The organism is Shinella sp. AETb1-6, assembly GCF_009826875.1.
GTDB lineage: Bacteria > Pseudomonadota > Alphaproteobacteria > Rhizobiales > Rhizobiaceae > Shinella > Shinella sumterensis.
The window spans coordinates 204,130-229,733 of sequence record NZ_WUMM01000007.1 but is presented as its reverse complement, the minus strand read 5'-3'; the positions used below and the strand labels follow the sequence as shown (position 1 = coordinate 229,733).

23 protein-coding genes are annotated in these 25,604 nt (G+C 63.4%); 7 read left to right on the top strand and 16 right to left on the bottom strand.

What is annotated here, in order from left to right:
- Window positions 1–25: 25 nt before the first annotated feature.
- Window positions 26–307: a GNAT family N-acetyltransferase gene (locus tag GR158_RS14900; RefSeq protein WP_134650662.1), complete on the top strand. Its 282-nt coding sequence runs from the start codon at window positions 26–28 to the stop codon at window positions 305–307.
- 65 nt (window positions 308–372) lie between these two features.
- On the opposite strand, the gene GR158_RS14895 is transcribed toward GR158_RS14900, so the two are convergent.
- Window positions 373–723, bottom strand: coding sequence for a flagellar export protein FliJ (locus tag GR158_RS14895; protein WP_134650592.1), 351 nt, complete (start codon window positions 721–723; stop codon window positions 373–375).
- A 530-nt stretch (window positions 724–1,253) separates the two neighbouring features.
- Here GR158_RS14895 and ctrA point away from each other — a divergent pair.
- Window positions 1,254–1,952, top strand: coding sequence for a response regulator transcription factor CtrA (ctrA, locus tag GR158_RS14890; RefSeq protein WP_018327818.1), 699 nt, complete (start codon window positions 1,254–1,256; stop codon window positions 1,950–1,952).
- A gap of 153 nt (window positions 1,953–2,105) precedes the next feature.
- On the opposite strand, the gene GR158_RS14885 is transcribed toward ctrA, so the two are convergent.
- Both GR158_RS14885 and chpT read right to left on the bottom strand, forming a co-directional pair.
- The gene (locus tag GR158_RS14885) at window positions 2,106–2,468 is read right to left on the bottom strand and encodes a PleD family two-component system response regulator (RefSeq protein ID WP_134645729.1); all 363 of its coding nucleotides are present in this window, start codon (window positions 2,466–2,468) and stop codon (window positions 2,106–2,108) included.
- A 113-nt stretch (window positions 2,469–2,581) separates the two neighbouring features.
- Window positions 2,582–3,235, bottom strand: coding sequence for a histidine phosphotransferase ChpT (chpT, locus tag GR158_RS14880; protein ID WP_160871603.1), 654 nt, complete (start codon window positions 3,233–3,235; stop codon window positions 2,582–2,584).
- A 274-nt stretch (window positions 3,236–3,509) separates the two neighbouring features.
- Between chpT and GR158_RS14875 the strand changes: the two genes are divergently transcribed.
- Complete coding sequence (locus GR158_RS14875; protein WP_370340519.1) at window positions 3,510–4,034, top strand: DUF1134 domain-containing protein; 525 nt, start codon at window positions 3,510–3,512, stop codon at window positions 4,032–4,034.
- Window positions 4,035–4,179: 145 nt separating this feature from the next.
- Window positions 4,180–5,331, top strand: a complete 1,152-nt coding sequence (locus GR158_RS14870; protein ID WP_134645735.1) for a hypothetical protein — start codon at window positions 4,180–4,182, stop codon at window positions 5,329–5,331.
- Between the two features lie 8 nt (window positions 5,332–5,339).
- On the opposite strand, the gene GR158_RS14865 is transcribed toward GR158_RS14870, so the two are convergent.
- Complete coding sequence (locus GR158_RS14865; RefSeq protein WP_160871602.1) at window positions 5,340–6,170, bottom strand: RNA methyltransferase; 831 nt, start codon at window positions 6,168–6,170, stop codon at window positions 5,340–5,342.
- A gap of 5 nt (window positions 6,171–6,175) precedes the next feature.
- Window positions 6,176–6,565 (bottom strand): hypothetical protein, encoded by a 390-nt coding sequence (locus GR158_RS14860; protein ID WP_160871601.1) that lies wholly within the window; start codon window positions 6,563–6,565, stop codon window positions 6,176–6,178.
- Between the two features lie 35 nt (window positions 6,566–6,600).
- On the opposite strand from GR158_RS14860, the gene GR158_RS14855 reads away from it, so the two are divergent.
- The gene (locus GR158_RS14855; RefSeq protein ID WP_160871600.1) at window positions 6,601–7,644 is read left to right on the top strand and encodes an RluA family pseudouridine synthase; all 1,044 of its coding nucleotides are present in this window, start codon (window positions 6,601–6,603) and stop codon (window positions 7,642–7,644) included.
- A 235-nt stretch (window positions 7,645–7,879) separates the two neighbouring features.
- The gene (gene rpoH / locus GR158_RS14850) at window positions 7,880–8,785 is read left to right on the top strand and encodes an RNA polymerase sigma factor RpoH (RefSeq protein ID WP_134645743.1); all 906 of its coding nucleotides are present in this window, start codon (window positions 7,880–7,882) and stop codon (window positions 8,783–8,785) included.
- Between the two features lie 76 nt (window positions 8,786–8,861).
- Here the strand turns inward: rpoH and GR158_RS14845 are convergent, their stop codons facing one another.
- Entirely contained in the window at window positions 8,862–11,102 is a 2,241-nt protein-coding gene (locus GR158_RS14845; protein ID WP_160871599.1) for a hypothetical protein, read from the bottom strand.
- A 69-nt stretch (window positions 11,103–11,171) separates the two neighbouring features.
- Window positions 11,172–12,467, bottom strand: a complete 1,296-nt coding sequence (locus GR158_RS14840) for an adenylosuccinate synthase (protein ID WP_134645747.1) — start codon at window positions 12,465–12,467, stop codon at window positions 11,172–11,174.
- A 214-nt stretch (window positions 12,468–12,681) separates the two neighbouring features.
- Between GR158_RS14840 and GR158_RS14835 the strand changes: the two genes are divergently transcribed.
- Window positions 12,682–13,575, top strand: a complete 894-nt coding sequence (locus GR158_RS14835) for a DMT family transporter (RefSeq protein WP_160871598.1) — start codon at window positions 12,682–12,684, stop codon at window positions 13,573–13,575.
- A 63-nt stretch (window positions 13,576–13,638) separates the two neighbouring features.
- Here GR158_RS14835 and serA read toward each other — a convergent pair whose 3' ends face one another.
- The 9 genes from serA to pal form a co-directional block, all read right to left on the bottom strand.
- Window positions 13,639–15,234, bottom strand: coding sequence for a phosphoglycerate dehydrogenase (gene serA, locus GR158_RS14830; protein ID WP_134645751.1), 1,596 nt, complete (start codon window positions 15,232–15,234; stop codon window positions 13,639–13,641).
- Between the two features lie 76 nt (window positions 15,235–15,310).
- Window positions 15,311–16,492 (bottom strand): phosphoserine transaminase, encoded by a 1,182-nt coding sequence (locus GR158_RS14825; protein ID WP_134645753.1) that lies wholly within the window; start codon window positions 16,490–16,492, stop codon window positions 15,311–15,313.
- 179 nt (window positions 16,493–16,671) lie between these two features.
- On the bottom strand, window positions 16,672–17,502 hold the full coding sequence (locus GR158_RS14820; protein ID WP_160871597.1) for an outer membrane protein: 831 nt from the start codon (window positions 17,500–17,502) through the stop codon (window positions 16,672–16,674).
- 165 nt (window positions 17,503–17,667) lie between these two features.
- Window positions 17,668–18,498: an outer membrane protein gene (locus GR158_RS14815; protein WP_134645758.1), complete on the bottom strand. Its 831-nt coding sequence runs from the start codon at window positions 18,496–18,498 to the stop codon at window positions 17,668–17,670.
- 243 nt (window positions 18,499–18,741) lie between these two features.
- Window positions 18,742–20,094, bottom strand: coding sequence for a phosphoglucosamine mutase (glmM, locus tag GR158_RS14810; RefSeq protein WP_134645760.1), 1,353 nt, complete (start codon window positions 20,092–20,094; stop codon window positions 18,742–18,744).
- A 284-nt stretch (window positions 20,095–20,378) separates the two neighbouring features.
- Window positions 20,379–22,301: an ATP-dependent zinc metalloprotease FtsH gene (ftsH, locus tag GR158_RS14805; RefSeq protein ID WP_134645762.1), complete on the bottom strand. Its 1,923-nt coding sequence runs from the start codon at window positions 22,299–22,301 to the stop codon at window positions 20,379–20,381.
- A gap of 201 nt (window positions 22,302–22,502) precedes the next feature.
- Window positions 22,503–23,783 (bottom strand): tRNA lysidine(34) synthetase TilS, encoded by a 1,281-nt coding sequence (tilS, locus tag GR158_RS14800; RefSeq protein WP_160871596.1) that lies wholly within the window; start codon window positions 23,781–23,783, stop codon window positions 22,503–22,505.
- Window positions 23,784–23,803: 20 nt separating this feature from the next.
- Window positions 23,804–24,802: a tol-pal system protein YbgF gene (ybgF, locus tag GR158_RS14795; RefSeq protein WP_134645766.1), complete on the bottom strand. Its 999-nt coding sequence runs from the start codon at window positions 24,800–24,802 to the stop codon at window positions 23,804–23,806.
- A 153-nt stretch (window positions 24,803–24,955) separates the two neighbouring features.
- The gene (gene pal / locus GR158_RS14790) at window positions 24,956–25,495 is read right to left on the bottom strand and encodes a peptidoglycan-associated lipoprotein Pal (protein ID WP_134645768.1); all 540 of its coding nucleotides are present in this window, start codon (window positions 25,493–25,495) and stop codon (window positions 24,956–24,958) included.
- Between the last annotated feature and the right edge of the window lie 109 nt (window positions 25,496–25,604).

Genomic DNA, 25,604 nt, shown 5'->3' with positions numbered 1-25,604 from the left:
AACGCAAAGGAGCGAGGACATCATCATGGACATCCGGCACGAAGACACCGGCTCGAAGGGCCGCTACTACACCGTCGTCGAGGGGCACGAAGCGGAAATGACCTATTCCCGCGCATCGGCGCAGCTCGTCATCATCGATCACACGGGTGTTCCCGATGCGCTGCGCGGCAAGGGCGTCGGGCAGGCGCTCGCGGCTCATGCCGTTGAAGAAGCGCGCAAAGGCGGCTGGAAGATCATGCCGCTCTGCCCGTTCTTCCGGGCTCAGGCGCTTCGCCACAAGGAGTGGGCGGACGTCGTCAACGCCTGAAAACACCAAGAACCCTCGTGAGCGGTCTTGCGGCCACTCGCGAGGGGTCTTCAGAGGTCTTGTCCTCAGGCGCGCAGACGCACCGCGTTGTCGCGCTCTTCCAGCGCCGCCGCCTTGGCGAACTCCGCTTCCGCCTCTTCCAGCGAAAGTTCGGCCGCGTCCTGCTGTACCTTCAGTTCCCGAATGGAGACCTGCAGGTTGTCGGACCGCTGCCGTGCTGCCTTGGCAAACGTGGGATAGGCGAAGTGGGTGGGATCTGTGATCCCGGACTTCTTCTCTTCGATGGCGATCTGGGTTTCCAGTTCCTTCGACATCCGTTCGAATTCGGACATCATCAACTGAAGCTGGGCCAGCTGCCGTCTCTTGTCTTTGACCTGAAATTCCTTCAGGCGAACTAGGCTCTCACGCGACTTCATACGCAATACTCCCGTGGATAGCGAGACCCCGGCATTGAAGTGAACGATCGCCGAAAAACACATCCGACCGCTCACCGGCACTCCAAATCGGCACACGGACCATGGTGAATCACCACGCGCCGCGCACCGTCATTTTCGCCCGCAGACCGGCCAGAGTGCCGGACCTTAAAAAAAATTCAGCGAGATTAATGAAATCCTACCGCTGGTAACCTTTCGTTTACGGGCATCGTTAATCATAGGGACCATGGTTTAAGGCCCGGTAAATGCGGTTCGCAAAAAACGACATGTTCCGCATTGACGAGTCTAAAGAGTCGGTTAGCTGTGTTTCTTCACTTTGTATGTTAAGAGTCACAATTCTGATTCATATGAAAAATCAGGGGACTGCCCGAAATAATTAACAGATCGATACACCTTGCCAAAGTGAATCAGGATTTGTTAACCATTTCGTGGCAGCCTCCAAATCAGGCAACGACTGGATCCGTATCGCGTAGGGGGCCAGGATACCTTGAGCGGCGGAAAAGGGGACAGATATGCGGGTTCTACTCATCGAGGACGATAGCGCGACAGCGCAGAGCATCGAACTGATGCTGAAGTCCGAAAGCTTTAATGTCTACACCACCGACCTCGGCGAGGAAGGCGTGGATCTGGGCAAGCTGTATGATTACGACATCATCCTGCTCGACCTGAACCTGCCCGACATGTCGGGTTACGAAGTTCTTCGCACGTTGCGCCTGTCCAAGGTCAAGACGCCGATCCTCATCCTCTCCGGCATGGCCGGCATCGAGGATAAGGTGCGCGGCCTGGGCTTCGGCGCCGACGACTACATGACCAAGCCGTTCCACAAGGACGAACTGGTCGCCCGCATTCACGCCATCGTGCGCCGCTCCAAGGGCCATGCCCAGTCGGTCATCTCCACGGGCGAGCTCATCGTCAACCTCGACGCCAAGACCGTCGAAGTCGGCGGCCAGCGCGTGCACCTGACGGGCAAGGAATACCAGATGCTCGAGCTGCTCTCGCTGCGCAAGGGCACGACGCTCACCAAGGAAATGTTCCTGAACCACCTCTACGGCGGCATGGACGAGCCGGAACTGAAGATCATCGACGTCTTCATCTGCAAGCTGCGCAAGAAGCTCGCAAACGCTGCCGGCGGCGCCAATTACATCGAGACGGTCTGGGGCCGCGGCTATGTGCTGCGCGAACCGGACGGCGACTACGCCGAGAGCGCCTGATCCCCCTCCCCGCTCACGTATTTCGAAACCCGCCGCTTGCCGGCGGGTTTTCTTTTGGCCGCGGTTCCCGCCTGCCTTCTGTGTCGCGAAAAGCAGAACGCGGCCGGCTCCGGGGAGCGGCCGCGTCGCGACATTTCTGAACGGGACGTCTGGTCAGGCAGCGATCGAGAGGCTGCCGAAGACCTGCGTCAGGATCTTGCGATCGAAGGGCTTGAGCAGGAAGTCGTCGGCGCCGGCGCGCTTGCCCATCATCATCTTCTTCAGGTCGGCCTCGACCACGCAATAGAAGATGCGGACGGACTTGCCCTGCGGCAGGTTGCGGACATTGCCGATCAGCTCGAGCGCGCCGTCCATGGTGGCATCGACGATGAGGATATTGGGCAATTCCGCCTCACAGCGCACCAGCGCTTCAAGGGCACTGGACGCTTCGAGAACGAGGAAATCCAAACCGGAAAGAATACGCTTGCCGACCTTCCGGACGACATCGGAACCGTCGGCGATCATCAACCGCTGCATTATCTGCTCCTAGGTCTCCCGCCATCCGGCAGGAACGATACAGATGCAGCTTACCGTCGGCTGGCAAACAAAGCGTTAGCGGCCATGGTTAACGCCACAGCCGCCGACGCGGATCATTCAGAAGCAACAATCGAGCGGGCCGAGAACACGATCTCGTCGTCGCCCGGCTCCACGGCGAGCTCCATGCCGGCTTCATCGGCCAGCAGCACGGTATAATAGGGCTGGATCGAATGGGCATCGACCGCCTCTTCCGGCGTGCCGGAAAGCAGTTCCGTGAACTTCGGCGGAACGCGCAGCATGCGGCCCTTGGCGGCGAGCTTGAAGACCGTGTCGGTCTCGGGATTCTCGAGGCTGATATCGATCGAACCGCCGCGCGGTATCGCGCTGTAGGCCACGAGGAACAGGTTGAGCAACAGCTTGACCTTGTTCTTCGGGATGATGGCGCGCGGGCCCGTCCAGGTGACTTCCGTCTTCTTTTCGGCAGCCGCGAAATCGCGCGCGGCCTTCTCCGCCTCGCCCGTATCGATCGACGCGCCGACAGAGCCGGAGGCGCCGAAGGCCAGGCGGGCGAACTTCAGCCGGACGGATGCATTGAGCGCACTGGCGCGGATGAGATCCATCGCCTCGGCATCCGCGCCGCCCTCGTCGAGCAGTTCGAGCCCGTTGTTGATCGCACCGACGGGCGAGATGACATCATGGCAGACGCGGCTGCAAAGAAGCGCTGCCAGATCGGGACCTGTCAGCGTAAGGTTCGGATTTTTCGCCATAAAATTCTCCCAGATCCACGCATTCATTCATCGCGGGACGCCTCGTCAAAGGCGCACGCGGATACATTCCGCGCGACGCATAGCACGCCTGAATTGCGCGAGGCGTGTTCCATTTAAAGACAGCCATAATGACACCACATTTGGTAAACCGATTGTTAATACCCTCGGATCAAATTGCTGCAAGGAACGGAGCCTAGAACAAAAGGAAGGCGAACGGGATATGATTGGTTCAAATCTCCTCACCGCGGCGTTCAGGATCGTGACGGCGGCGGCCATGGCAATCGTCCTCGCAGGACCGGCCGCCGCGCAGCAATCGAATCAGTACAGCATGCAGGAAATCATCGATGCCGGGCACGGCTTCTTCGGTGAGGCTTCCGGCGGGCTGGCCAAGGTGGTGGAACGCGCCTTCGAATCCTACGGCCTGCCCAATGGTTATATCCTCGGGCAGGAAGGGTCGGGTGCCTTCGTTGCCGGCCTGACCTATGGCGAAGGCACGTTGAACACCAAGAATGCCGGCCAGCATCCGGTTTTCTGGCAGGGCCCGTCCCTCGGCCTCGACTGGGGCGGTCAGGGCAGCCGCACGATGATGCTCGTCTACAATCTGCCTGACGTGAATGCGCTTTACGATCGTTTCGGCGGCGTTTCCGGCTCGGCCTATGTCATTGCCGGCGTCGGCATGCAGGTGAACGTCAACCGCGATATCGTTCTGGTGCCGATCCGCACCGGCGTCGGCGCGCGGCTCGGCATCAATGCCGGCTATCTCAAACTGACACGCCAGCCGACCTGGAACCCCTTCTGATCGAAGGAAAACCTGTCCCGGCCCGCCTGGTTAACCGAAAGTTGATTTCGCCAGGACACCCCCTCCCGCAAATCCGGGCGAGCCGCTATAATGCAGCCGCCCGGTCCCGCGCCGGGCTTCCGTCTTGGCGCTGTTAGGTAGATCCGTGATCGAGTATGCCCTTCTCTTCGCGCTCGGCTTCCTCGCCGCCACGCTGACCGGTCTCCTTGTCGCGCCGGCCATCCAGAAGCGCGTCGTCAAGTTCACCGAAGACCGCATGCGCGCCACCATGCCGCTCAGCCCGCAGGAAGTGCGTGCGCAGAAGGACATGGCCCGCGCCGCCTTTGCCGCCGAAAATGCGCGGCTGGCGCAGAGCGTGCGCCGCGAACGCGAGAAGCGCACACAGGAGATGGTCCGCAGCGAAAAGCTTCTTGCGGATGCCGCCGCCGTCGGCACGGAAAATGCCGAACTGCATGCCCAGATCGCCGATATGAACATCGAGGCTGGCGACATGCGTTCGGCGCTGCGCCGCGAGGAGATGAAGAGCGAGCAGTTGCGCGCCGCCCTCGCCAATGCCGACCGCGAGATCCGTGCACGACTGGACGAGATCGAACGCCTCAACGCCACGATCGCGCATTTCGAGGCCGACATCGACAATATGAAGATCGATATCGCCACGCGCGACACCACGATCGAAGCCCTGAAGAGCCGCATCACCAACCTGAAGGATGAGCGCGACAAGGCGCGCGAAGACCTGAAGACGGCGGGCGAGAAGGCAAAATCGCTGGAGCTTCGCGTGTCGCGCGAGGAAGGCCGCGCGCGCCAGCTGGAAACCCGGCTGACACGCGAGCTTGCCGGCAGCGCCGACAAGGACAACGCCATCGAGCGGCGTATTGCCGAAATCGATCGCCTTCGGGACAAGGTGAAGACACTGACCGCGGAAAACAAGGAAGCGGCCAAGGCCGCGCGCACCACCGGGCTTGCCCATACGATCGCCGCCAACCGGATCACGCCCCGCCGCCCGGTCAAGGCCAATTCGGTGCCGCCGATCGATATCGCCACGCTGGAAGAGGACGTCCGGAACCAGGGCACCGCGCTGACGGAACGGCTGATGGCAGCGGGCAATGGCGGCAACGACGCGGCGCTTCGCGAGGAAATGGCGGATCTCGCCAGCAAGATGATCGTGCTGACCGCGGCGCGCGAAGGCGCCAACTCGCCTGTCCATGATCTGATCGCAACGATCGACCCGTCACTCGAAGGCGACGACAGAAGCCTGGCAGGCCGGGTCCGCGAACGGCTCGGCAGCGACGAGAGCTGATCGGCTCCTCAGCCGACCCGGCCCATCGCAAGCGCGATCTGGTAAAGCGCGATTCCGCTGGCCGTCGCGACATTCAGGCTGTCGAGCCCCGGCCGTTGCGGAATGCGGGCCGTGCGGAAGGAGGACAGGATGTTCTCCGGCAACCCCTCCCCTTCGGTGCCCAGCACCAGCGCAATACGCCTCGTCGCCGGAATGGCCGACACGGAAACCGCGCCGCGCGGCGAAAGCCCCCAGATCTCGAAGCCTTCCGCCGCAAGTCGCTCCAGCATGACCTGGGCCGCAAGGCCGCGCGAGAACGGCACGCTCAGGACCGAGCCGACGGAGACGCGGATGGCCTTGCGATAGAGCGGGTCGCAGGACGTCTCGTCGAGAAACACGGCATCGGCCCCGAAGGCCGCGGCGTTGCGGAAGATCGACCCGACATTGTCGTGGTTGGAAAGGCCGCAGCCGGCGAGCACAAGGCTCGCCTCCGGCAGGCGATCCATGAGGGAGGCCGTCCGGTCCAGGGGCGGTTTGCGGCCGAGGGCAAGCACGCCGCGATGCATGTTGAAACCGGCCACGGCATCGAACACCGCCTGCGACGCGACATAAACCGGGACGGTGTTCGAAAACGACGCCAGGATATCCGCAACGCCCGAAAGGCGATTTTCCAGGAGCAGGATCGACTCGGCGGCAAAACCGTTGGCCAAAGCTGCAGGCTGGCCGAGCATGCGCAACACCACGGTGCCCTCGGCGATGAACAGGCCGTCCCGGCCGGTCAGGTCACGCTCGCGGATGGAAACGAAGCCGGCGATGCGCGGATCGGCCGGATCATCGATGCGGACCGGTGTCGCGGCCATCCGGTTCAGTTGCCCGCGACGTCGATCTCGGCGACGATGCGGCCGGCGGCGATATCGAACACAAGCGCCTTGCGCGCGCCGCCGGGCATGACACCGTAGAAGAGTATCTGCCCGCCCGACTGCGATACGGCCGACACGGCAAAGCCGTCGGGCAGCACCGCCGTCGCCTTGACCGGCGCATCGCTCGGCACGGACAGGCCGCTGGAGGTTGCCACCGCTTCCGGCTTGCCATCCCGCGTGTTGATCTTATAGACAATGGCGGCAAGCACCGCCAGGAACATCAGGAACATGATGCCGCCGGAGATCAGTTGCAGGCGCATCATCTTGCGACGGACGTTTTCCATGACCGGGTCGAGCGGCTTGTCTTCCTGATCGTCGTTTTCGATGTTGGACATGGCGGCGCCCTTCCGGCAATGAGTATGATTGAACGATGACCGACCCCTTTAAAGAAGCCGACGCCACAAGAAAAGTCCTGACCGTGCCCGAAGATGCCGAGGGACGCATGGATGCGTGGCTGGCCGCGACCCTTGCGGGCGACTTTTCGCGCAGCCGCATCAAGGCGCTGATCGAGGAAGGCGCGGCCGTCGTCAACGGCAAGGTCACGACGGAGCCGAAGCGCAAGATCCAGCCGGGCGACGTGGTGGAACTGGCGCTCCCCGCTCCCCGAGACCCCGAACCCCAGGGCGAGGATATCCCGCTTGACGTGCTCTACGAGGACGACGACCTGATCGTGCTCGTCAAGCCCGCGGGGCTCGTCGTGCATCCCGGCGCCGGCAACTGGACGGGCACGCTCGTCAACGCGCTGATCGCCCATTGTGGTACGAGCCTTTCCGGCATCGGCGGCGTGCGCCGCCCGGGCATCGTGCACCGGCTCGACAAGGAAACGAGCGGCGTCATGGTCGCCGCGAAGAACGATGCCGCCCACCGCCACCTCTCGGACCAGTTCGCAGATCACGGCCGCTCCGGCCCGCTGGAACGTGCCTACCAGGCCGTCGTCTGGGGCCGCCCCCGCCAGCTGAAGGGCACCATCGATGCGCCGCTGGGACGAGGCAATGACCGGACCAAGCGGGCCGTCAAGCGCGAAGACGCCGATGACGCCCGCGAGGCCATCACGCACTATACGGTGGTCGAGCGCTACATGGAGACGGAGGCGGCGACCAGCCTCGCCTCGCTCGTCGAATGCCGCCTGGAGACGGGCCGCACACACCAGATCCGCGTGCATATGGCCCATATCGGCCATCCGCTGATCGGCGATCCCGAATATGGCGCGGCCTTCCGCACCAAGGCCAATCTCCTGCCCGAAAAGGCCCGCGCCGTCGTCAACGGTTTCCATCGGCAGGCGCTGCACGCCTTCATGCTGCAGTTCGAGCATCCGACATCCGGTGAAACCATGCATTTCGAAGCGCCGCCGCCGGCCGACATGGAGCAGCTGATCAACGCGCTGCGCGGCATGGACGACGCCGATACCCCTTGATTTTCCGGCTTTGCGCTCCATCTCAGCACAGTGCGCAAAGCCGTCCGTCATCGCCGCCTTCACGCAGCCGTGAAGCGCGCGGCGTCTTGAACCATTGTTTCGCCATACCTATCTTTAGGATCGTGGGGACGCCATGTCCCACAGGGAGCGTGGTTGCTGACGGGGAGCCTGTTTCAGGATCAAGCTCCATACCAAGGCTTGCCTCGATGGAAGCCGTCTCAGAAAGGGGTGCTGAATGGCCCGCAATACACTGCCGTCTATTACGTCTGGAGAAGGTGGTCTCAACCGCTATCTCGACGAAATCCGTAAATTTCCGATGCTTGAGCCGCAGCAGGAATACATGCTCGCCAAGCGCTACCAGGAACACGACGACCGCAACGCCGCCCATCAACTCGTGACGAGCCACCTTCGTCTCGTGGCGAAGATCGCCATGGGCTATCGCGGCTACGGCCTGCCGATCGGCGAAGTCGTCTCCGAGGGCAATGTCGGCCTGATGCAGGCCGTCAAGAAGTTCGATCCGGAGCGTGGCTTCCGCCTGGCGACCTATGCCATGTGGTGGATCAAGGCGTCGATCCAGGAATATATCCTGCGTTCGTGGTCGCTCGTGAAGATGGGCACGACCGCCAACCAGAAGCGCCTGTTCTTCAACCTGCGCCGGATGAAGAGCAAGATCCAGGCGATCGACGATGGCGATCTGCGGCCCGATCAGGTCAAGGAAATCGCGACCAAGCTGAAGGTCTCCGAGGAAGAAGTCGTCTCGATGAACCGCCGCCTGTCCGGCGACGCATCGCTGAACGCGCCCATCAAGGCATCCGAAGGCGATTCCGGCCAGTGGCAGGATTGGCTCGTCGACGATCACGACAGCCAGGAGCAGACGCTCATCGAGCAGGACGAGCTGGAAACGCGCCGTGCGATGCTCGACCGTGCCATGCGCGTGCTGAACGATCGCGAGCGCCGCATCTTCGAGGCCCGCCGCCTTGCGGAAGATCCGGTCACGCTGGAAGAACTCTCCTCCGAGTTCGATATCAGCCGCGAGCGCGTCCGCCAGATCGAGGTCCGCGCCTTCGAGAAGGTGCAGGAGGCCGTCCAGAAATACGCGGCTGAACAGGCCAACGCCGTCCGCGTGATCGAAGACGCCTGAAACACGAGCGACATCAGGAACGAAAAGGCCCGGCAGAAATGCCGGGCCTTTTTCGTTCCAATCGGACTGCGGGCTGTTACTGGCTGGTGCCGGCCGCTGCCCAGGCGCGCATGACCTTGTCGAACGCCTCGGAGCCGGCCGTGCCCTTGTCGAGGGTCAGCAGGGCGCGACGGCCGTTGCGGTAGGTGATCGGGATATCGATCCACGGCCGCGTGCGCAGGAGTTCCGTATTCTTGGCAATTGCCTCGGGGAAGTCGTTCAGCGCGATCATGTGGAAATCGTCGGTGATCTTCGCCGGCACGGCGATGAGGGCGTCGCCGCGATCCTGCTCCGTGCGCTTCATCGCCACGCGCTGCACGCTTTCGATGCCGCCGCCCTCGAAGTTCTCCGGCAGGGAGAAGACGAGTTCGATGATATGGCTTGCCGGCAGGGAATTGTCGGCATTGCGGCGGAAGGTAACGAGCGCCGTCAGGCCCTTCGAGGGAACGTTGATCTGCGCGCGCACCACCGGTTCCGGCTTGGCGTCTCCACCCGGCGATTCCTCACCGGACGACCATGCGACCGTGCCTTCGATCGCCGTCGGCGATGTCTGGCCGAGCCGCTCCTCATAGAGGAACATCTTCTGCGTCACGCCGATGGCAGCAGCCTGCTCGCCCCCGGCTGCCGTCGTCTGCGTGTCGGTTCCGGCAGCAGCAGTCGTACCGCCTGCCGGCGTCTGCGCGGCACCCTCGGTCGCGGCCGTTGCCGTCTCGCCGCCAGCGGCGGGCGTGCCGGTTCCGGCAGCCGCGGACGCCGATTCCGTCGTCTGTGCGGCAACGGATTTGCCTTCTTCCGCCGTGCCATCGAGCGCCTGCGCGGGGCCGTTGTCCACTTCCGTGCCGTCCGCCAGGAGACGCTGCGTAAACTTGCCGCCGCTCGACGGCGTGACGGCGGCGACTTCCGTGCCGCCTGCCGTATTCTCCTGCGGCGTCTGCGCAGTCTCGGCCGGCGGCGTCTCGGCCGACAAGTCGCGCGTGCCCTCGGCCGTTTCTACAGGCTGGTCATCGCTCGCAGAGCCGGAGACCGAGGCCACGAGATCGTTGACCCAGACGTTCACCGCATCGCGGTTGAACCAGTATGCGGCGCCGGCACCGCCGACGATCGCCAGCAGCGCGACGGTTGCCGCAAGCGCGCCGAGATTGAGCCGGGACTTGCGCGGCTCGGCGCGGAACGAGCGTTGCGGTGCGCGGGCAGTATCCGCCGTCGAAATGGAGGACGTCGCAGCCGGCGAAGATGCATCCCCGGCGATATTGGCCTGCGAGGCGGCGGCTGCCGTCGCGGCGGCGGCCGGCGTGCTGCCGAGCAACATGTCGAGATCGCCCCAGCTGTCGGCTCGGGCAGGCTTGTCGGCCTGCCTCTCGGCATCGGCGCCCTTGTCCTGCGGCCATTCCCAGGCAAGCAGGTCGGGTTCCTGAGCGGCCGGCACCGACTTTTCCGCCGGCGTTTCGATGGAAGGCTGTTCGTGCCATTCCCACTGGGCATCGACATCGGGCAGGTGCGCATCGGCCACCGGCTCGGCCTCGGGCACATGCGCGTCATGCACCTCGTAGTCCTGATGCGGGACCGGATCGAAAGCCTCGGCGGTCTCGACCGCGTCCGGTGTCACCACCGAATGCGGCTCGCTCTCGGACTCCTGCCAGGACGGCACGTAATCGTCCGCGGGCGTGGCTTCCACCTGCCAGGACGGCTCGGACCGGGCCTCGACGATCTGCGGTTCCGTTTCCGGTTCGGGCTCGACATACGCGACCGGTTCGTCCACCGGTGCGGCCTCGACGAAAGCATCCTCACGATGCGCCTCTACCGACGCGTGAACCGGCTCTTCGGCCACCGGCTCATGGTGATAAGCCTCGGGCTCGTAGACATCCGCCTCGGCCTCGACGGGCTCCTCCGGCTCCGAGACGTCGGTGATCGCAGGCGGGGCGTCATAACGCTCCTCTTCGATCGTTGCCGGCTCTTCGACGGTTTCGGTGGCAGGCGCCGGATCCTCGACGACGGGTTCCGGCTCGACTACCGCAACCGGGACAATCTCCTCGACGGGCTCCGGCACGGTCTCCTCGACCGGCAGCGCCTCGGCGTGGTCGATTTCCACGCTTTCGATCGCCGCTTCCAGCTTGTCCAGCTGGCGCTTCATGAGGTCATCGGAAGGGCGCGGGTTCATGGATTCAAGCTGACGGCGAACCGCGCCGCGCGCCTTGTCATAAACCTTCTGCCGCATCTCGGCATTGTTGTCCGAGAGGCCATCAACGGCCCTTCGAATGACTGCTACAAAATCCGCCATCAGAACTTTCCATCGTGCCCGCGCTCTATCCCATTGGAATAGGCCGCGGAACTTGTTTTGATTTTGAGATTAATCCTCAAACGGGTCCGTCACAAGTATGGTGTCGTCACGTTCCGGGCTGGTCGAAAGCAGGGCGACCGGCGCGCCGATCAGCTCCTCGACCTGACGGACATACTTGATCGCCTGTGCCGGCAGGTCTGCCCAGCGGCGTGCGCCGACGGTCGATTCCTTCCAGCCTTCCAGCGTGATGTAGATGGGCTCGACGCGGGCCTGCTGCCCCTGGCTGGCCGGCAGGTAGTCGATCTCCTTGCCGTCGAGCTTGTAGCCGACGCAGATCTTCAGCTCGTCCAGACCATCGAGAACGTCGAGCTTGGTGAGCGCGATGCCGGTGATGCCGTTCGTCTTGACCGTCTGGCGCACCAGAACCGCATCGAACCAGCCGCAACGGCGCGGGCGACCGGTGTTGACGCCGACCTCGCGGCCGACCGTCGCCAGGTGCTTGCCGATCTCGTCTTCCAGCTCGCACGGGAACGGGCCTTCGCCGACGCGGGTCGTGTAGGCCTTGGTAATGCCCAAGACATAGTTGATCGCCGTAGGACCGAGGCCCGAACCGGCCGAAGCCTGCCCGGCGACCGTGTTGGACGACGTCACGAACGGGTAGGTGCCGTGGTCGTTGTCGAGCAGCGCGCCCTGGGCGCCTTCGAACAGGATGCGTGCGCCGGCCTTGCGCTGCTTGTCGAGAAGGTCCCAGACCCGGTCGACATAGGGCAGGATGTGCGCGGCGACGGCGGACAGCTCCTCTTCGATCGACTCGACGGAGATTTCCGGAAGGTCCATGCCGCGACGCAGCGCGTTGTGGTGCGTCAGCAGGCGCTCGATCTTCGGGCGCAGCGTCTCGGGCTCCACGAGATCGATGACACGGATGGCACGACGGCCGACCTTGTCTTCATAAGCCGGGCCGATGCCGCGGCGGGTCGTGCCGATCTTGGTGCCGCTGGCTGACGCCGCATCCTCGCGCAGCGCGTCGAGATCGCGGTGGAGCGACAGGATGAGCGGCGCGTTGTCGGCGATGCGCAGCACGTCCGGCGTCACGGCGACGCCCTGTGCGCGCAGTTTCTCGACTTCGGCGACGAAGTGGTGCGGATCGACAACGACGCCATTGCCGATGACGCTGAGCTTGCCGCGTACCAGACCGGAGGGCAGCAGAGCCAGCTTGTAGCTGATGCCGTTGATGACAAGGGTATGGCCGGCATTGTGACCGCCCTGGTAGCGAACGATTACCTCGGCCCGTTCCGAAAGCCAGTCGACAATCTTGCCCTTGCCTTCGTCACCCCATTGCGAACCGACAACCACCACACTTGCCATTTCATCTTTCCCGTTTTCGCGCGAAAACGCATGAACACATGCGCGGGCGCCAGACTTCAAACCCGCGCATCTATACTGTGTTGTCTTTGGGAATGCGACCCTGTTATGACGGCCGGCATCCGCTTTTTGAGTGACTTCCCGCGCTTTTTCGCCTTATCTGTGGCACCCGCCGGCGCCCGTTCGCGCGCCCTTCCTCCATCGAGACAATACAGCCGTGAACAGCAGAGCCTATTTCTACCTGTCCGTCACCGCGCTTTTCTGGGGCGCGAACTCCGTGGCGGGCAAAATAGCCGTGGGACATGTGAGCCCGATGGTTCTGACGACATACCGCTGGATCATCGCGCTCCTCATCATCCTGGCGTTCCTGCTGCCGCAGGTGAAGCGCGACTGGCCGGTCATCCGCAGGCACTGGCTCCAGCTTCTGCTTTACGGCGCCTTCGGTTTTACCGCGTTCAACGCCCTGCTCTACACGGCGCTCGGCTATACCAGCGCCATCAATGCCGTCATCGAACAGGCCGGCATTCCCATGTTGATCTTCGTCTTCAACTTCGTGCTGTTTCGCATACAGGCGTCTCTCGCACAGGTTTTGGGCTTTAGCGTGACGCTGATCGGGGTGCTCATCACCGCGTCACACGGCGATTTTTCAGCGCTTGCGGAACTGGAGTTCAACTTCGGCGACGCGCTCATGCTGGTCGCGGGCATCGTCTACGCCGCCTATACCGTTGCTCTGCGCTGGAAACCGGACCTGCAGTGGCAGGGGCTCATCGCAGCTTCCGCATTCGGCGCCCTGCTCAGCGCCATCCCCCTCTTCTTCTGGGAACTGTCGAGGGGCGCTGCGATCTTTCCGGACACCATCGGCTGGGCGGTGGTGCTCTATGCCGGCATCTTCCCATCCCTGCTCTCGCAGGTGCTGTACGTGCGCGGCGTCGAGATGATCGGCGCCAACCGCGCGGGCCTGTTCATCAACGCAATTCCCATTTTCGGCACGATCCTCTCGGTGATCCTCATCGGCGAGACGCTGCACCTGTTCCATGTGATCGCCCTGCTCTTCGTGCTGGGCGGCATCGCGATAGCCGAATGGGGCCGCCCCAAGGAAAAGGCGGCCTAAGTCACGCAAAAAGCCCGCAGAACGGATCTGCGGGCCCTGGTTTTCGTCTTGGGAGGACGATGATCAGTCGACGTTGAAGACCAGCGGCTTGATCTGGCGGATCGCCGGGTTGGCGCGCAGCTTGTTCAGCACGTCCTCGGAGACGGCAGCATCGACATAGAGCAGAGCGATCGCATCGCCGCCCTGCTTGTCACGGCCAAGCTGGAAGTTCGCGATGTTCACGCCGGCTTCGCCGAGCGTCGTGCCGATGAAGCCGATCATGCCGGGAACGTCGGTGTTGGTGATGTAGACCATGTGGTTGCCCACGTCGGCATCGAGGTTGATGCCCTTGATCTGGATGAAGCGCGGCTTGCCATCGGAGAAGACCGTGCCGGCGATCGAACGCGTCTGGTTCTCCGTCTTGACGGTCAGGCGGATATAGCCGTCGAACACGCCCGACTTGTCGCGCTTGACCTCGGACAGGATGACGCCCTTTTCCTTGATCATGACAGGGGCCGAAACCATGTTGACGTCGGCCACCTGCGGGCGGATGAGGCCGGCAAGCACCGCGCTGGTCAGCGCCTTGGTGTTCATCGACGCGGTCGCACCGTCATAGAGGATCTCGATTTCCTTGATCGCGCTTTCCGTGACCTGGCCGACGAAGGCGCCGAGCACGTCCGCAAGGCGGATGAAGGGCTTCAGGATCGGCGCTTCCTCGGCCGTGATCGACGGCATGTTGATGGCGTTGGAAACCGCACCCTTGACGAGGTAATCCGACATCTGCTCGGCAACCTGCAGGGCAACGTTTTCCTGTGCTTCCGTGGTCGACGCGCCGAGATGCGGCGTGCAGACGACGTTCGGCAGACCGAAGAGCGGGCTTTCGGTTGCGGGCTCGACCTCGAACACGTCGAAGCCGGCGCCGGCGACATGGCCGGACTTGATGGCTTCGGCGAGTGCTGCTTCATCGACGAGACCGCCGCGGGCGCAGTTGATGATGCGCACGCCCTTCTTGGTCTTGGCCAGCGCTTCCTTGCCCAGGATGCCGCGCGTCTTGTCGGTCATCGGGACGTGCAGCGTGATGAAGTCGGCGCGGGCGAGCAGGTCGTCCAGCTCGACCTTCTCGACACCCATTTCCTGGGCGCGTTCGGCCGAGAGGAAGGGATCGTAGGCAATGACATGCATGCCAAGGCCGATGGCCTTTTTGCAAACGATACCGCCGATATTGCCGGCGCCGATGACACCCAGCACCTTGCCGGTGATCTCGACGCCCATGAACTTGGACTTTTCCCACTTGCCGGCCTGCGTGGAGGTATCGGCGGCGGGCAGCTGGCGGGCGACGGCGAACATCAGCGCGATGGCGTGCTCCGCGGTCGTGATCGAGTTGCCGAAGGGCGTGTTCATCACGATGATACCGCGGCGCGAGGCGGCCGGGATATCGACATTGTCGACGCCGATGCCGGCGCGGCCGATGACCTTGAGATTGGTCGCAGCGGCGATCAGCTTTTCCGTGGCCTTGGTGGCCGAACGGATGGCAAGACCGTCATAATTGCCGATGATCTCGGCAAGCTTTTCCTTGTCCTTGCCAAGCTTCGGCTGGAAATCGACGTCTACGCCGCGATCGCGGAAAATCTGGACGGCGGTTTCCGACAGTTCGTCGGATACGAGTACGCGAGGTGCCATGAGAGGCCTCCTTCAATGAAACAGAAAAGATGAGATCAAAGGTGGCTTCGCCCAGGGGACGAAGCCGGTCGCGAGATCAGGCCGCAGCCTTGGAAAGCGTCGCCTTCTGGGTCTCGAAGGCCCAGGTCAGCCAGGGCATCAACGCCTCGAGATCGGCGGTGTCGATAGTGGCACCGGCCCAGATGCGCAGGCCCGAAGGGGCATCGCGATAGGCGCCGATGTCGTAGGCGACACCCTGCTTGTCGAGGAGGGACACGAGGCCCTTGGCGAAGGCCGCCTGTGCATCGGCGTCCAGCGCCAGCACGTCCCTGTCGGCAATCGTCAGGCACACCGAGGTGTTCGAGCGGGTCGCCGGGTCCTTGGCAAGGTTGGCGATCCAGTCGTTCTGTTCGACGAAATCGAAGATGACCTTGGCATTGGCATCCGCCCGGGCCATCAGGCCCTTGAGACCGCCGACCTGCTTGGCCCACAGCAGCGCGTCGATGTAGTCCTCGACGCACAGCATGGAGGGCGTATTGATCGTCTCGCCCTGGAAGATGCCCTCGATGAGCTTGCCGCCCTTGGTCATGCGGAAGATCTTCGGCATCGGCCAAGCCGGCGTATAGCTCTCCAGACGCTCGACGGCGCGCGGCGACAGGATGATGACGCCATGGGCGCCCTCGCCGCCGAGAACCTTCTGCCAGGAGAAGGTGACGACATCGAGCTTGGCGAAATCGAGGTTCTGCGCGAAGGCGGCCGAGGTCGCATCGCAGATCGTCAGACCCTTGCGATCGGCAGGGATGAAGTCGGCGTTCGGGACGCGCACGCCGGAGGTCGTGCCGTTCCAGGTGAAGACCACGTCACGGTCGAAATCGATCGTGGAAAGGTCGGGGAGAAGGCCATAGTCGGCCGTGATCTTGCGCGTGTCCGGAAGCTTCAGTTCCTTGACGACATCCGACACCCAGCCCGAACCGAAGCTTTCCCAGGCGACCATATCGACGCCGCGCGGGCCGAGCAGCGACCACAGCGCCATTTCGACGGCGCCGGTGTCGGAAGCGGGCACGATGCCGATGCGGTAATCCGCAGGCACTTCCAGGACGTCGCGGGTGAGATCGATGGCCTGCTTGAGCTTGGTCTTGCCGATCTTGGCGCGGTGCGAACGACCGAGCGGAGCATCGGAAAGCGCTTCGAGCGACCAGTTGGGGCGCTTCGAGCAAGGGCCAGAAGAGAAATGAGTATTGTTCGGACGTACGTCCGGCGCGGTGACGGTCTTCGTCATGATCGCTATCCTTCCAGATAGATAGCCCTTCGTTGGGGAAGGGTGTCCCGCCGCTGTGAATATGGAAAGCCTCTATTTTCGTCAAGCGGATTCTGTCGCTATCGAAAAATAATCCGGCGCAAACGAAGACGGCGCGCCGGGTACCCGACGCGCCGCAAAACAGAATGAATCGTCCGGATTTACCAGGTGGTCACGCGGATACCGGCGCGGATCTCATGTTTCTGGAAACCGTCGTCACGACCGTTGACGGCGTCGATGGAGGTTCCCAGGCCACGCCCGCTGAAGGCCTTTCCGCCGGCCGTGTCGGAGAATCGATAGCCGAAGTCGAGCTTCACGCGCTCGGTCAGATCGACGGATGCGCCGGCCATCAGGGCGTAGGTGAAGCGCCAGCTATCCTCGCCCTGGAGGCCGATCGCACCATTGCTCGCGCCCGCGCAGTTCCCGGCGCCATCGAGGCAGACCGGCAGAACGCTGGTGTCGCTCCACTTCACGTAGGTCGCGCCGGCACCGATGCCGACATAGGGCGTGATGCCCGCGACGGTGCCGAGATCGACATAACCGTTGGCCATGACGTTCACGGCCGAATAGTCGCCCTTGTAATCGAAGCGGCAGTTCGTACCGCCTGGCGCGCCCGCCCCGCAGCCGCCGCCGAGGGCCGAGGTGCCGGACATGTCGCCGCTGAAGAAGTCCGTCGTCAGGTCCGCACGGCTGAAATCGCTGAACTGGTAGCCCACACCGACGCCATAGGAGACCGGCTTGGAGAAGCGCGCACTGTCGAACGGCTGCGAGAAGGTTCCGCCGCCTGCCCGCTCCGCCGTGTAATCCGGCCTGTCGGTGCTGCCCCAGCCGGAATAGCCGAGGTCGCCGCGAATGTACCAGCCCCGCGCCAGCGTCGCCTGGGAGACGTCGATCTCCGGCGCATTGATGATATCGAGGTCGCTGGCAAGGGCGCCCGTGGCAAACAGGCCGGCGAAGGCCGCGATGACGGGCAATGCAATGCGACGGACCATGATCTCTATCCTTGCAGCCGAAAGCCGGCGGTTGAGCCATCGGCGCAGGCCGAATCCGACACGCTACACCGTTGATTAACCATATTCGTTAACCGGTGAAAAAACGGTTAAACGCAAGAAGGCCGCCCTTTCGGGCGGCCTTCGGATTTCAGATGGCTGATTCGCTTACTTGTAGACGGGCTGCTCGATCGGGATCTCGGCCGGCGGAATGTAGGTCGCCGTTTCGCAGCCGTTGAAGGAGTAGCGAAGACCCGCACGCGCTTCGTGGCTGTAGAAGCCCTTGTCGTAACCCGGGCCGCCATTGTCGACGTAACCGAACATGTCGCCCTTGGTGACATGGCGGAACCGATAGCCCACGTCGGCCTTCAGGTTGCAGGTCAGGTCGATCGCCGTACCGGCCATCAGCGCGTAGGTAAAGCGCCAGCTCTTCTTGCCGCCATGTTCGGTGGTGCTGCAACCCGGATTGCCCGGATCGTCGCAGATGGTGTTCCGCAGCTTGTTCCACTTGACGTAGGAGCCGCCGATACCGCCACCGACATACGGCGTGAAGACGCCGTACTTGCCGATATCGACATAGGCGTTGGCAAGGAGGGTCAGGGCCGTCAGCGAGGACTCGTCGCTCGACGTGCAGGGGAAGCCGCCGCACACGCCGCTGGTGCTGCCGCGGAACTTGGACTTGAACATATAGTCGAGCGTCACGTCCGTACGGAAGTGATCGGTGATCTGATAACCGACACCACCGCCGATGATGAAGCCGCTCTTCAGCTTGGTCGTGTCGAAATCACGATCCAGGCTGTTGGAGCCCTGGAAGTAGTGCGCACCGCGCAGCTTGTTGTAGGACCAGCCTGCGTCACCACGCAGATACCAGCCGCCCGTCTCGACGATAGCGGCCTCCTGGACCGGCGCCTCGATAACCTGCGGCTGATAGACATCGGCCGCATAGGCCGACGTGCCTGTCAGCAGGACGGCCGCGACGCCACTCAAAACTTTCCTCATCGCCTGACTCCAATAGGCTTGCGCTTGGCACGCCCGGCACCCCGGTCCCCAAGCCCTTCGATCCGGCATGGATAATGAAGAAGAAAGGTTAAGCGGCGATTAACTACAAAGATTTACCCTGTTCATTAACAGTCGTTCACCCATTCGGTAAACTTTTAAATAAAACGCCTGGATCCACTTCCTCGGAAAAGAAAAGGCCGAAGCATCCGCTCCGGCCTTCGAGAACATTCGATAGGAGACGACTCAGGCGGCGTTGCGCACCGCGCCGATCACGCTGATCAGTTCATCCACGATGCGCTCGACCTGGGCGCGGTCATCGCCTTCGGCCATGACGCGGATGAGCGGCTCGGTGCCCGACGGACGGATCAGCAGGCGGCCGTTCTTTGCAAGTTCGCTTTCGGCATCGGCAATGGCCTGCAGGACGGAGGCGTCTTCGAGCGGTGCACCCGCCTTCACCCGGACGTTCTTCAGAACCTGCGGCACCGGCTCGAAACGGTTGCACACGTCGCTGACCGTTTTGCCGCTGCGCTTGACGCAGGCGAGGATTTGCAGGGCGGCGACGAGGCCGTCGCCCGTCGTGCCGAAATCGGAAAGCACGATATGGCCCGATTGCTCGCCGCCGACATTGTAATCGTTCTGGCGCATATGCTCCACGACGTAGCGGTCACCGACCTTGGTGCGCTCGAGGCCGAGCCCCCTGCCCTTGAGGAAGCGTTCGAGGCCGAGATTGGACATGACGGTCGCGACGATGCCGTTGCCGCGCAGCATGCCGTCCGCCGCCCAGCTTTCGGCGATCACGGCCATCAGCTGGTCGCCGTCGATGATCTTGCCGTTCTCGTCGATGATCTGCACGCGGTCGGCGTCGCCATCGAGCGCGATGCCGATGTCGGCGCGCACTTCGTGCACCTTGCGCTGGAGCGTTTCGGGATGAGTCGAGCCACATTCGAGATTGATGTTGCGTCCATCCGGCTCCGCGCCGATCGTCACCACGTCGGCACCGAGTTCCCACAGCGCGAGCGGTGCGACCTTGTAGGCCGCACCATTGGCACAGTCGACGGCGATCCGCAGCCCCTGCAACGTGACATCGCGCGGCAGCGTTCGCTTGGCCTGTTCGATGTAGCGATAGATGTCGCCCTCGACGCGCTTGGCCCGGCCGATATCGGCTGGCTTTGCCAGCTGCGTGGAAAGGTCGCTGTCGAGCAGTTCCTCGATCTGCATTTCGATGGCGTCGGAGAGCTTGTAGCCATCCGGACCGAACAGCTTGATGCCGTTGTCCTGATAGGGATTGTGCGACGCCGAGATCATCACGCCGATATCCGCGCGCAGCGAACGGGTCAGCATGGCGACCGCAGGCGTGGGGATCGGGCCGAGCAGGAAGACATCGAGGCCGGCGGCGGTGAAGCCCGCCACCATGGCGTTTTCCAGCATATAGCCGGAAAGGCGCGTGTCCTTGCCGATGACCACACGGTGGCGGTGGTCGCCGTTGCGGAAAATCGTACCCACGGCAATGCCGACCCGCATGGCGAGATCCGGCGTCATCGGGAAGATGTTGGACTGTCCCCGGATACCATCCGTGCCGAAATAACGACGTTTCATGTTCGCTCCTGAAAATAGCGCAGGCCGGTGCGGCGCTCTCCACCCGCAAAAGGCTCCACCTGCAGTTGTCGCTATGCCATATATCAAGGCAGGCGCGACGGAAACCGTTCAGGCGCGCAACATCATATTATCCTTAAATGCGCGCGGCCATCGCGCTTCTTTGCCACAAATGCGGGCAAAGCACATCCACCTGTGCATCAGAATTCATTACAGCCCGTTACCAAAAGAAAACGGCCGGGAACTGCTCCCCGGCCGTGTGGCATGCGGTATCGAGACGAGCCGTCCTATTGCGGCTGGGGCTCCAGGCCGCCTTCCGGCTCGCCGCCCTTCTTGTGGCCGGCCTTCGGAACGGCGGAGCCGCGGCTTGGCGGCGTATCGTCGCCAAGGTCGCGGGCGGGCTTTTCGCCGCGGATCAGCGCCTTGATCTCGTCACCCGTCAGCGTCTCGTATTCGAGCAGGCCTTCGGCAAGCGCCACGAACTCATGGTGCTGCTCGGTGATGATGCGCTTGGCCTCGGTATAGGCCTCGTCGATCAGGCGGCGCACTTCATTGTCGATCTTCTGCGCGGTGGCTTCGGATACGTTCTTCTGCTGCGACACCGAATGCCCGAGGAAGACTTCCTGCTGGTTTTCGCCGTAAGCGACGAGGCCAAGCTGGTCGGAGAAGCCCCACTGGGTCACCATCGCACGCGCAAGCTTGGTCGCCTGCTCGATATCGGAGGAGGCGCCGGAGGTGATGTTGTCCTTGCCGAAGGTCACTTCCTCGGCAACGCGGCCGCCCATCATGATGGCAAGACGCGAGACCATCCACTTGTAGCTCATCGAATAGCGGTCGCCCTCGGGCAGCTGCATGACCATGCCGAGCGCACGGCCGCGCGGAATGATCGTCGCCTTGTGCAGCGGATCGGCGAGCGGAACGTTGAGCGCAACGATGGCGTGGCCGGCTTCGTGATAGGCGGTGAGCTTCTTTTCCGCCTCGGTCATGGCCGTGGAGCGGCGCTCCGCGCCCATCATGATCTTGTCCTTCGCGTCCTCGAACTCCTGCATGGTGACGAGGCGCTTGTTGCGGCGCGCAGCCATGAGGGCGGCTTCGTTGACGAGGTTCATGAGGTCAGCACCGGAAAAGCCGGGCGTGCCGCGGGCGAGAACCTTGAGATCGACATTCGGCGCCAGAGGCACGTTGCGGACGTGGACCTTGAGGATACGTTCGCGGCCGACGATGTCCGGGTTCGGCACCACGACCTGGCGGTCGAAGCGGCCCGGACGCAGAAGTGCGGGGTCGAGAACGTCAGGACGGTTGGTCGCGGCGATCAAGATGATGCCTTCGTTGGCCTCGAAGCCGTCCATCTCGACGAGGAGCTGGTTCAGCGTCTGCTCGCGCTCGTCGTTGCCGCCGCCGAGGCCGGCGCCGCGGTGGCGACCCACGGCATCGATTTCGTCGATGAAGATGATGCAGGGCGCGTTCTTCTTGGCCTGCTCGAACATGTCGCGCACACGGCTGGCACCGACACCGACGAACATTTCGACGAAGTCCGAACCGGAAATGGTGAAGAAGGGCACATTGGCTTCACCGGCGACGGAGCGCGCAAGCAGCGTCTTACCCGTACCGGGCGGGCCGACGAGCAGCACGCCGCGCGGGATACGGCCGCCAAGGCGCTGGAACTTCTGCGGATCGCGCAGGAATTCGACGATTTCCTCCAAGTCCTGCTTGGCTTCATCCACACCCGCGACGTCCGCGAAGGTCACGCGGCCATGCGCTTCGGTCAGAAGCTTGGCCTTGGACTTGCCGAAACCCATCGCGCCACGCGAACCACCCTGCATCTGGCGCATGAAGAAGAGCCAGACGCCGAGGATGAGCAGCATGGGCAACAAGGTGCCGATATAGCTGAGGAAGCCCGACGAGCCATCCGTTTCAGGCCGCGCGCTCACCACGACGTTCTTCGCTTCCAGGCGCTGGACGAGCGAGTTGTCGCCGTTCGGCGCATAGGTCTGGAAGGTGGCGCCCGTCTCGACATAGCTGCCGACGATCTTCTCGCCGGTGATGACGACTTCCTTCACCCGGCTCGCATCGACTTCCTTGAGGAACTGCGAATAGGGGATGTCCCGCGACCCCGTCTGTGTCGGGCTCGTCTGGAACATGCTGAACAGCGCGATCAGCAGGAGGGCGATGATCGCCCAGAGGGCGAAGTTTCGGAAATTGGGATTCATCGAATGGTCCGGGTACTTTCCCGGCCGGGCTGTCCCGGCCGCTTCTCTGGTCTCTAACATAGGGTCGCGACGCCGCCTTGCCAAGGCAAAGAGCACGGCAAGCGGGCATTTCTCGAACTATCGTCAACAAGCGCGCGATAGCGGCTGTCTTGCCTTGCGCCCGCATCGCTGCATTCCGGTACGACGCGTGACGCAGGGCCTTCATTCGTTGGGCGGCGCGGGAAACGGCAGCCGGCCGCACAACGCCGCCAGCGTCTGCGCCAGCGGCAAGTCGAACCGCGGCAGGAAATGCGTGTAGGGCGCTATCACCCGCTCCAGACGTACGGCGCCGTCAGGCACGCGAGCGCCATCCTCGAAAATGAGGCTTGGCGCGGCACTTGCCGCCCGCAAGGCCGGACCGTGCAGCCCCTGCTCGGCCCCCTCCCCGGAGGCCGTGACGACAATCGCGCGGTCCTTGCGGTTGGCAAGCCGATACCGGCCATCCCAGAGCGCGACGCTTGCCGCCGGAACGGCCAACACGGGAACGTCACGGCATTCGCGATAGAGATGAAGACCGTCACGGCGACGATCGAACACCACGCGGCCCGCCGTCAGCCGCGACAGCGTGTCGCTGGCAAGAAAAGCACGCAGCCGGCCGGCCGCACGCGCCTCGATGATATGGGGACGCCCGCCCGCCGTCGCGGCCAGCAGCAGAAGCGCCCGCCACGCAGCCGGATCGCCCAGCGCCGCGCGAACGCCGTTCGGCGAGAGCGTGAAGGTCTCATGCGTGGCTTGCACATGGTCGCGCAGGAAATCCGCCCCGCGCACGGCAAGGGAAAACCGCCGGCCTGGCTCGGTGGCGGAAAGCCGCGGGTCGTCGCCAGAGCGTACCCGCACGCGCTCGAATTTCGGATTGCTGTTGCTGGGATCGTCGATCCAGCCCTGTTCGCGCGCGCCAAGAAACGAGCGGATTTCAGCGCGGCCGATGCCGAGGAACGGCCGAAGCAGCCAGACGGCCCCCTCCAGCAGCACAGCGTCCGCCATGCCGGAAAGCCCGATCCCTTCCTTTGACCGCGAGGCGCGCATGGCGACGGTCTCGCGCTGGTCATCCAGGGTATGGGCGGACAGGATGGCATCGGCGCCCGTCTCGCCCGCGGCATCGACGAGCAGCGCGTAGCGGCTGGCGCGGGCGGCGGCCTGCAGGCCCGCCTGAGGCTTCGGACCGCTCCAGCGGCGGGTGACATGCGCCACGCCAAGACGCGCACAGATTTGGGCGACCCCTTGCGCCTCTTCGGCAGAGCCGGCGCGCAGATCATGGTCGACGGTGCAGGCGCGAAGGCGGATGCCCGGATAATCCCCGGTTGCGCAAAGCTCCGCGAGCGAGAGGAGGAGCCCCAGCGAATCGCTGCCGCCGGAAACGGCGACCAGCAGTGTCGCGGGGCGCTTGAAACTTTTGAGAAGGCGGTCGGCTGCCTCGATGACGCTATCGTCCGCGCGGGCCACGACCTTTACACGCCCCGCAATCAGCAGGACAGCCGGCTCTGTTCGGAAGAGACCTTGCTTTTCACGGCCTTGGACGCGTCCGGATAGCGCTTGTTCACCTCGCGCAGCGTGGCGCAAGCGGTTTCACGATTATCGAGGGCAGCGAGCGACATGCCGAGCTTCAACAGCATTTCCGGCGCCTTCTTCGACTTGCCGAACGTCTGGTGCGCGTTGAGGAAGGTCTTGGCCGCGTCGTTGAAATTGCCCTGCGAATACTGGGCTTCGCCAAGCCAGAAATTGGCGTCCGCGGCCTTTTCCGTATTGGGGTAGATGTCGAGATAATCGCGGAATTCCCGCTCGGCGAGCTGGTAATCGCCCGAAAGCACATGCCCGTAGGCGACCTTGTAGAGATCGTCGGGGTTGTCGAGCGAAGCGGTCGAGGACTGCGTCGCCTGCGACTGGCCGCTATCGACGCCCGGCAGCGCATTGTCGTTGCCGATCGAAGCGCTCTGGTTATTGAGATCGGGATTGGTCTCAGCACCGATCGGATTGCCGTTCTCGTCGAACTTGATGGAGCCGAGCTCCTGCGGCAGCGCGCCGCCGCCGGTATTGGTACGGGTGTTCGCACCGGCGGTATCATCCGCCGGCACGTTGTTCGTTGCGATCTGGTTGTCGGCCGTTCCGCCATTGACCGGCCTGTCGAGCGAGCCGCTCTTTCCGCTGGCGCCGGATTTTCCGCCTTCCAGTTCCTGGAAGCGGTATTCGTTGTCTTCCTGCGCCTTGCGGATCTGTTCCTGCATCTGGAGAAGCTGGTAGCTCATCTCCTCGATGCGGCCGTTGAGGGTGCGGATCTGCTCTTCAAGCTGGCCGACCCGGGGGTCCATGGCCTGTGCGAGAATGACATTGCCGGTCCCTGCCCGCTCGCCCTTGGCCGGAAAGAGGCCGCTTGCCAGCGTGGAAAGCGGCGATGCGCCGGTCGGGCCGACAATGCCCACAACCGCTGCCAGACTGAGAACGCCTGCCGCGACAAGTTTCTTCATCTATCGTCGTCCTGTTGATCGAAAAATGCGCCGAAGCACAGGCGCAAGAGTTTTCCAAATGCTCTTAAAAAGCAACGGAGTTCGGCCAAAGTGTGTTGAAAAAAGAAAGGCGGCCTCGCGGCCGCCTCTCCGTTTCGTCCCCTTGGCGGGAGATTACATGCCTGCGCCACCCAGAACGGTGACGGCGCGGCGGTTCTGCGACCAGCAGGAAATGTCGTCGCAAACCGCGACCGGCTTTTCCTTGCCGTAGGAGATCGTCTTGATGCGGTTGGCCGGGATGCCGCGCGAGGCCAGGTACTGGCGGGTCGCAGCCGCACGGCGTGCACCGAGCGCGAGGTTGTATTCACGCGTACCGCGTTCGTCGGCATGGCCTTCGACCGTGATGGCGTAGTTCGGATAGCGCTGCAGCCACTGGGCCTGACGATCGAGCGTCGCGGCGGCATCTGCACGAACCGACGAGGAGTCGGTGTCGAAGAAGATGCGGTCGCCGACATTGACCGTGAAGTCCTGCTGCGAGCCCGGCGTGGCCGAGCCGCCGGCGCCGCCGTTCAGGCCGAGATCGCCAGCGCTGTTGGGCAGGTTCTTCTTGGAAGCGCAGCCGGCGAGAGCCAGCGTCATGAACAGGGCGATAACGGCCGGGTTACGGGCGATGGTCTGCATACGGCCAGCGGCCGGGGTATCAATGCGGCTCATGAGCCGGTCTCCTTGCATCAGGTCTAGCGTCAAGTTCGTTGAAGCGTCGGTTTCAATCAGAGTTGCCAGACTGTAACCGCGAGCGGTTAATCCGCATTCAACAATTATG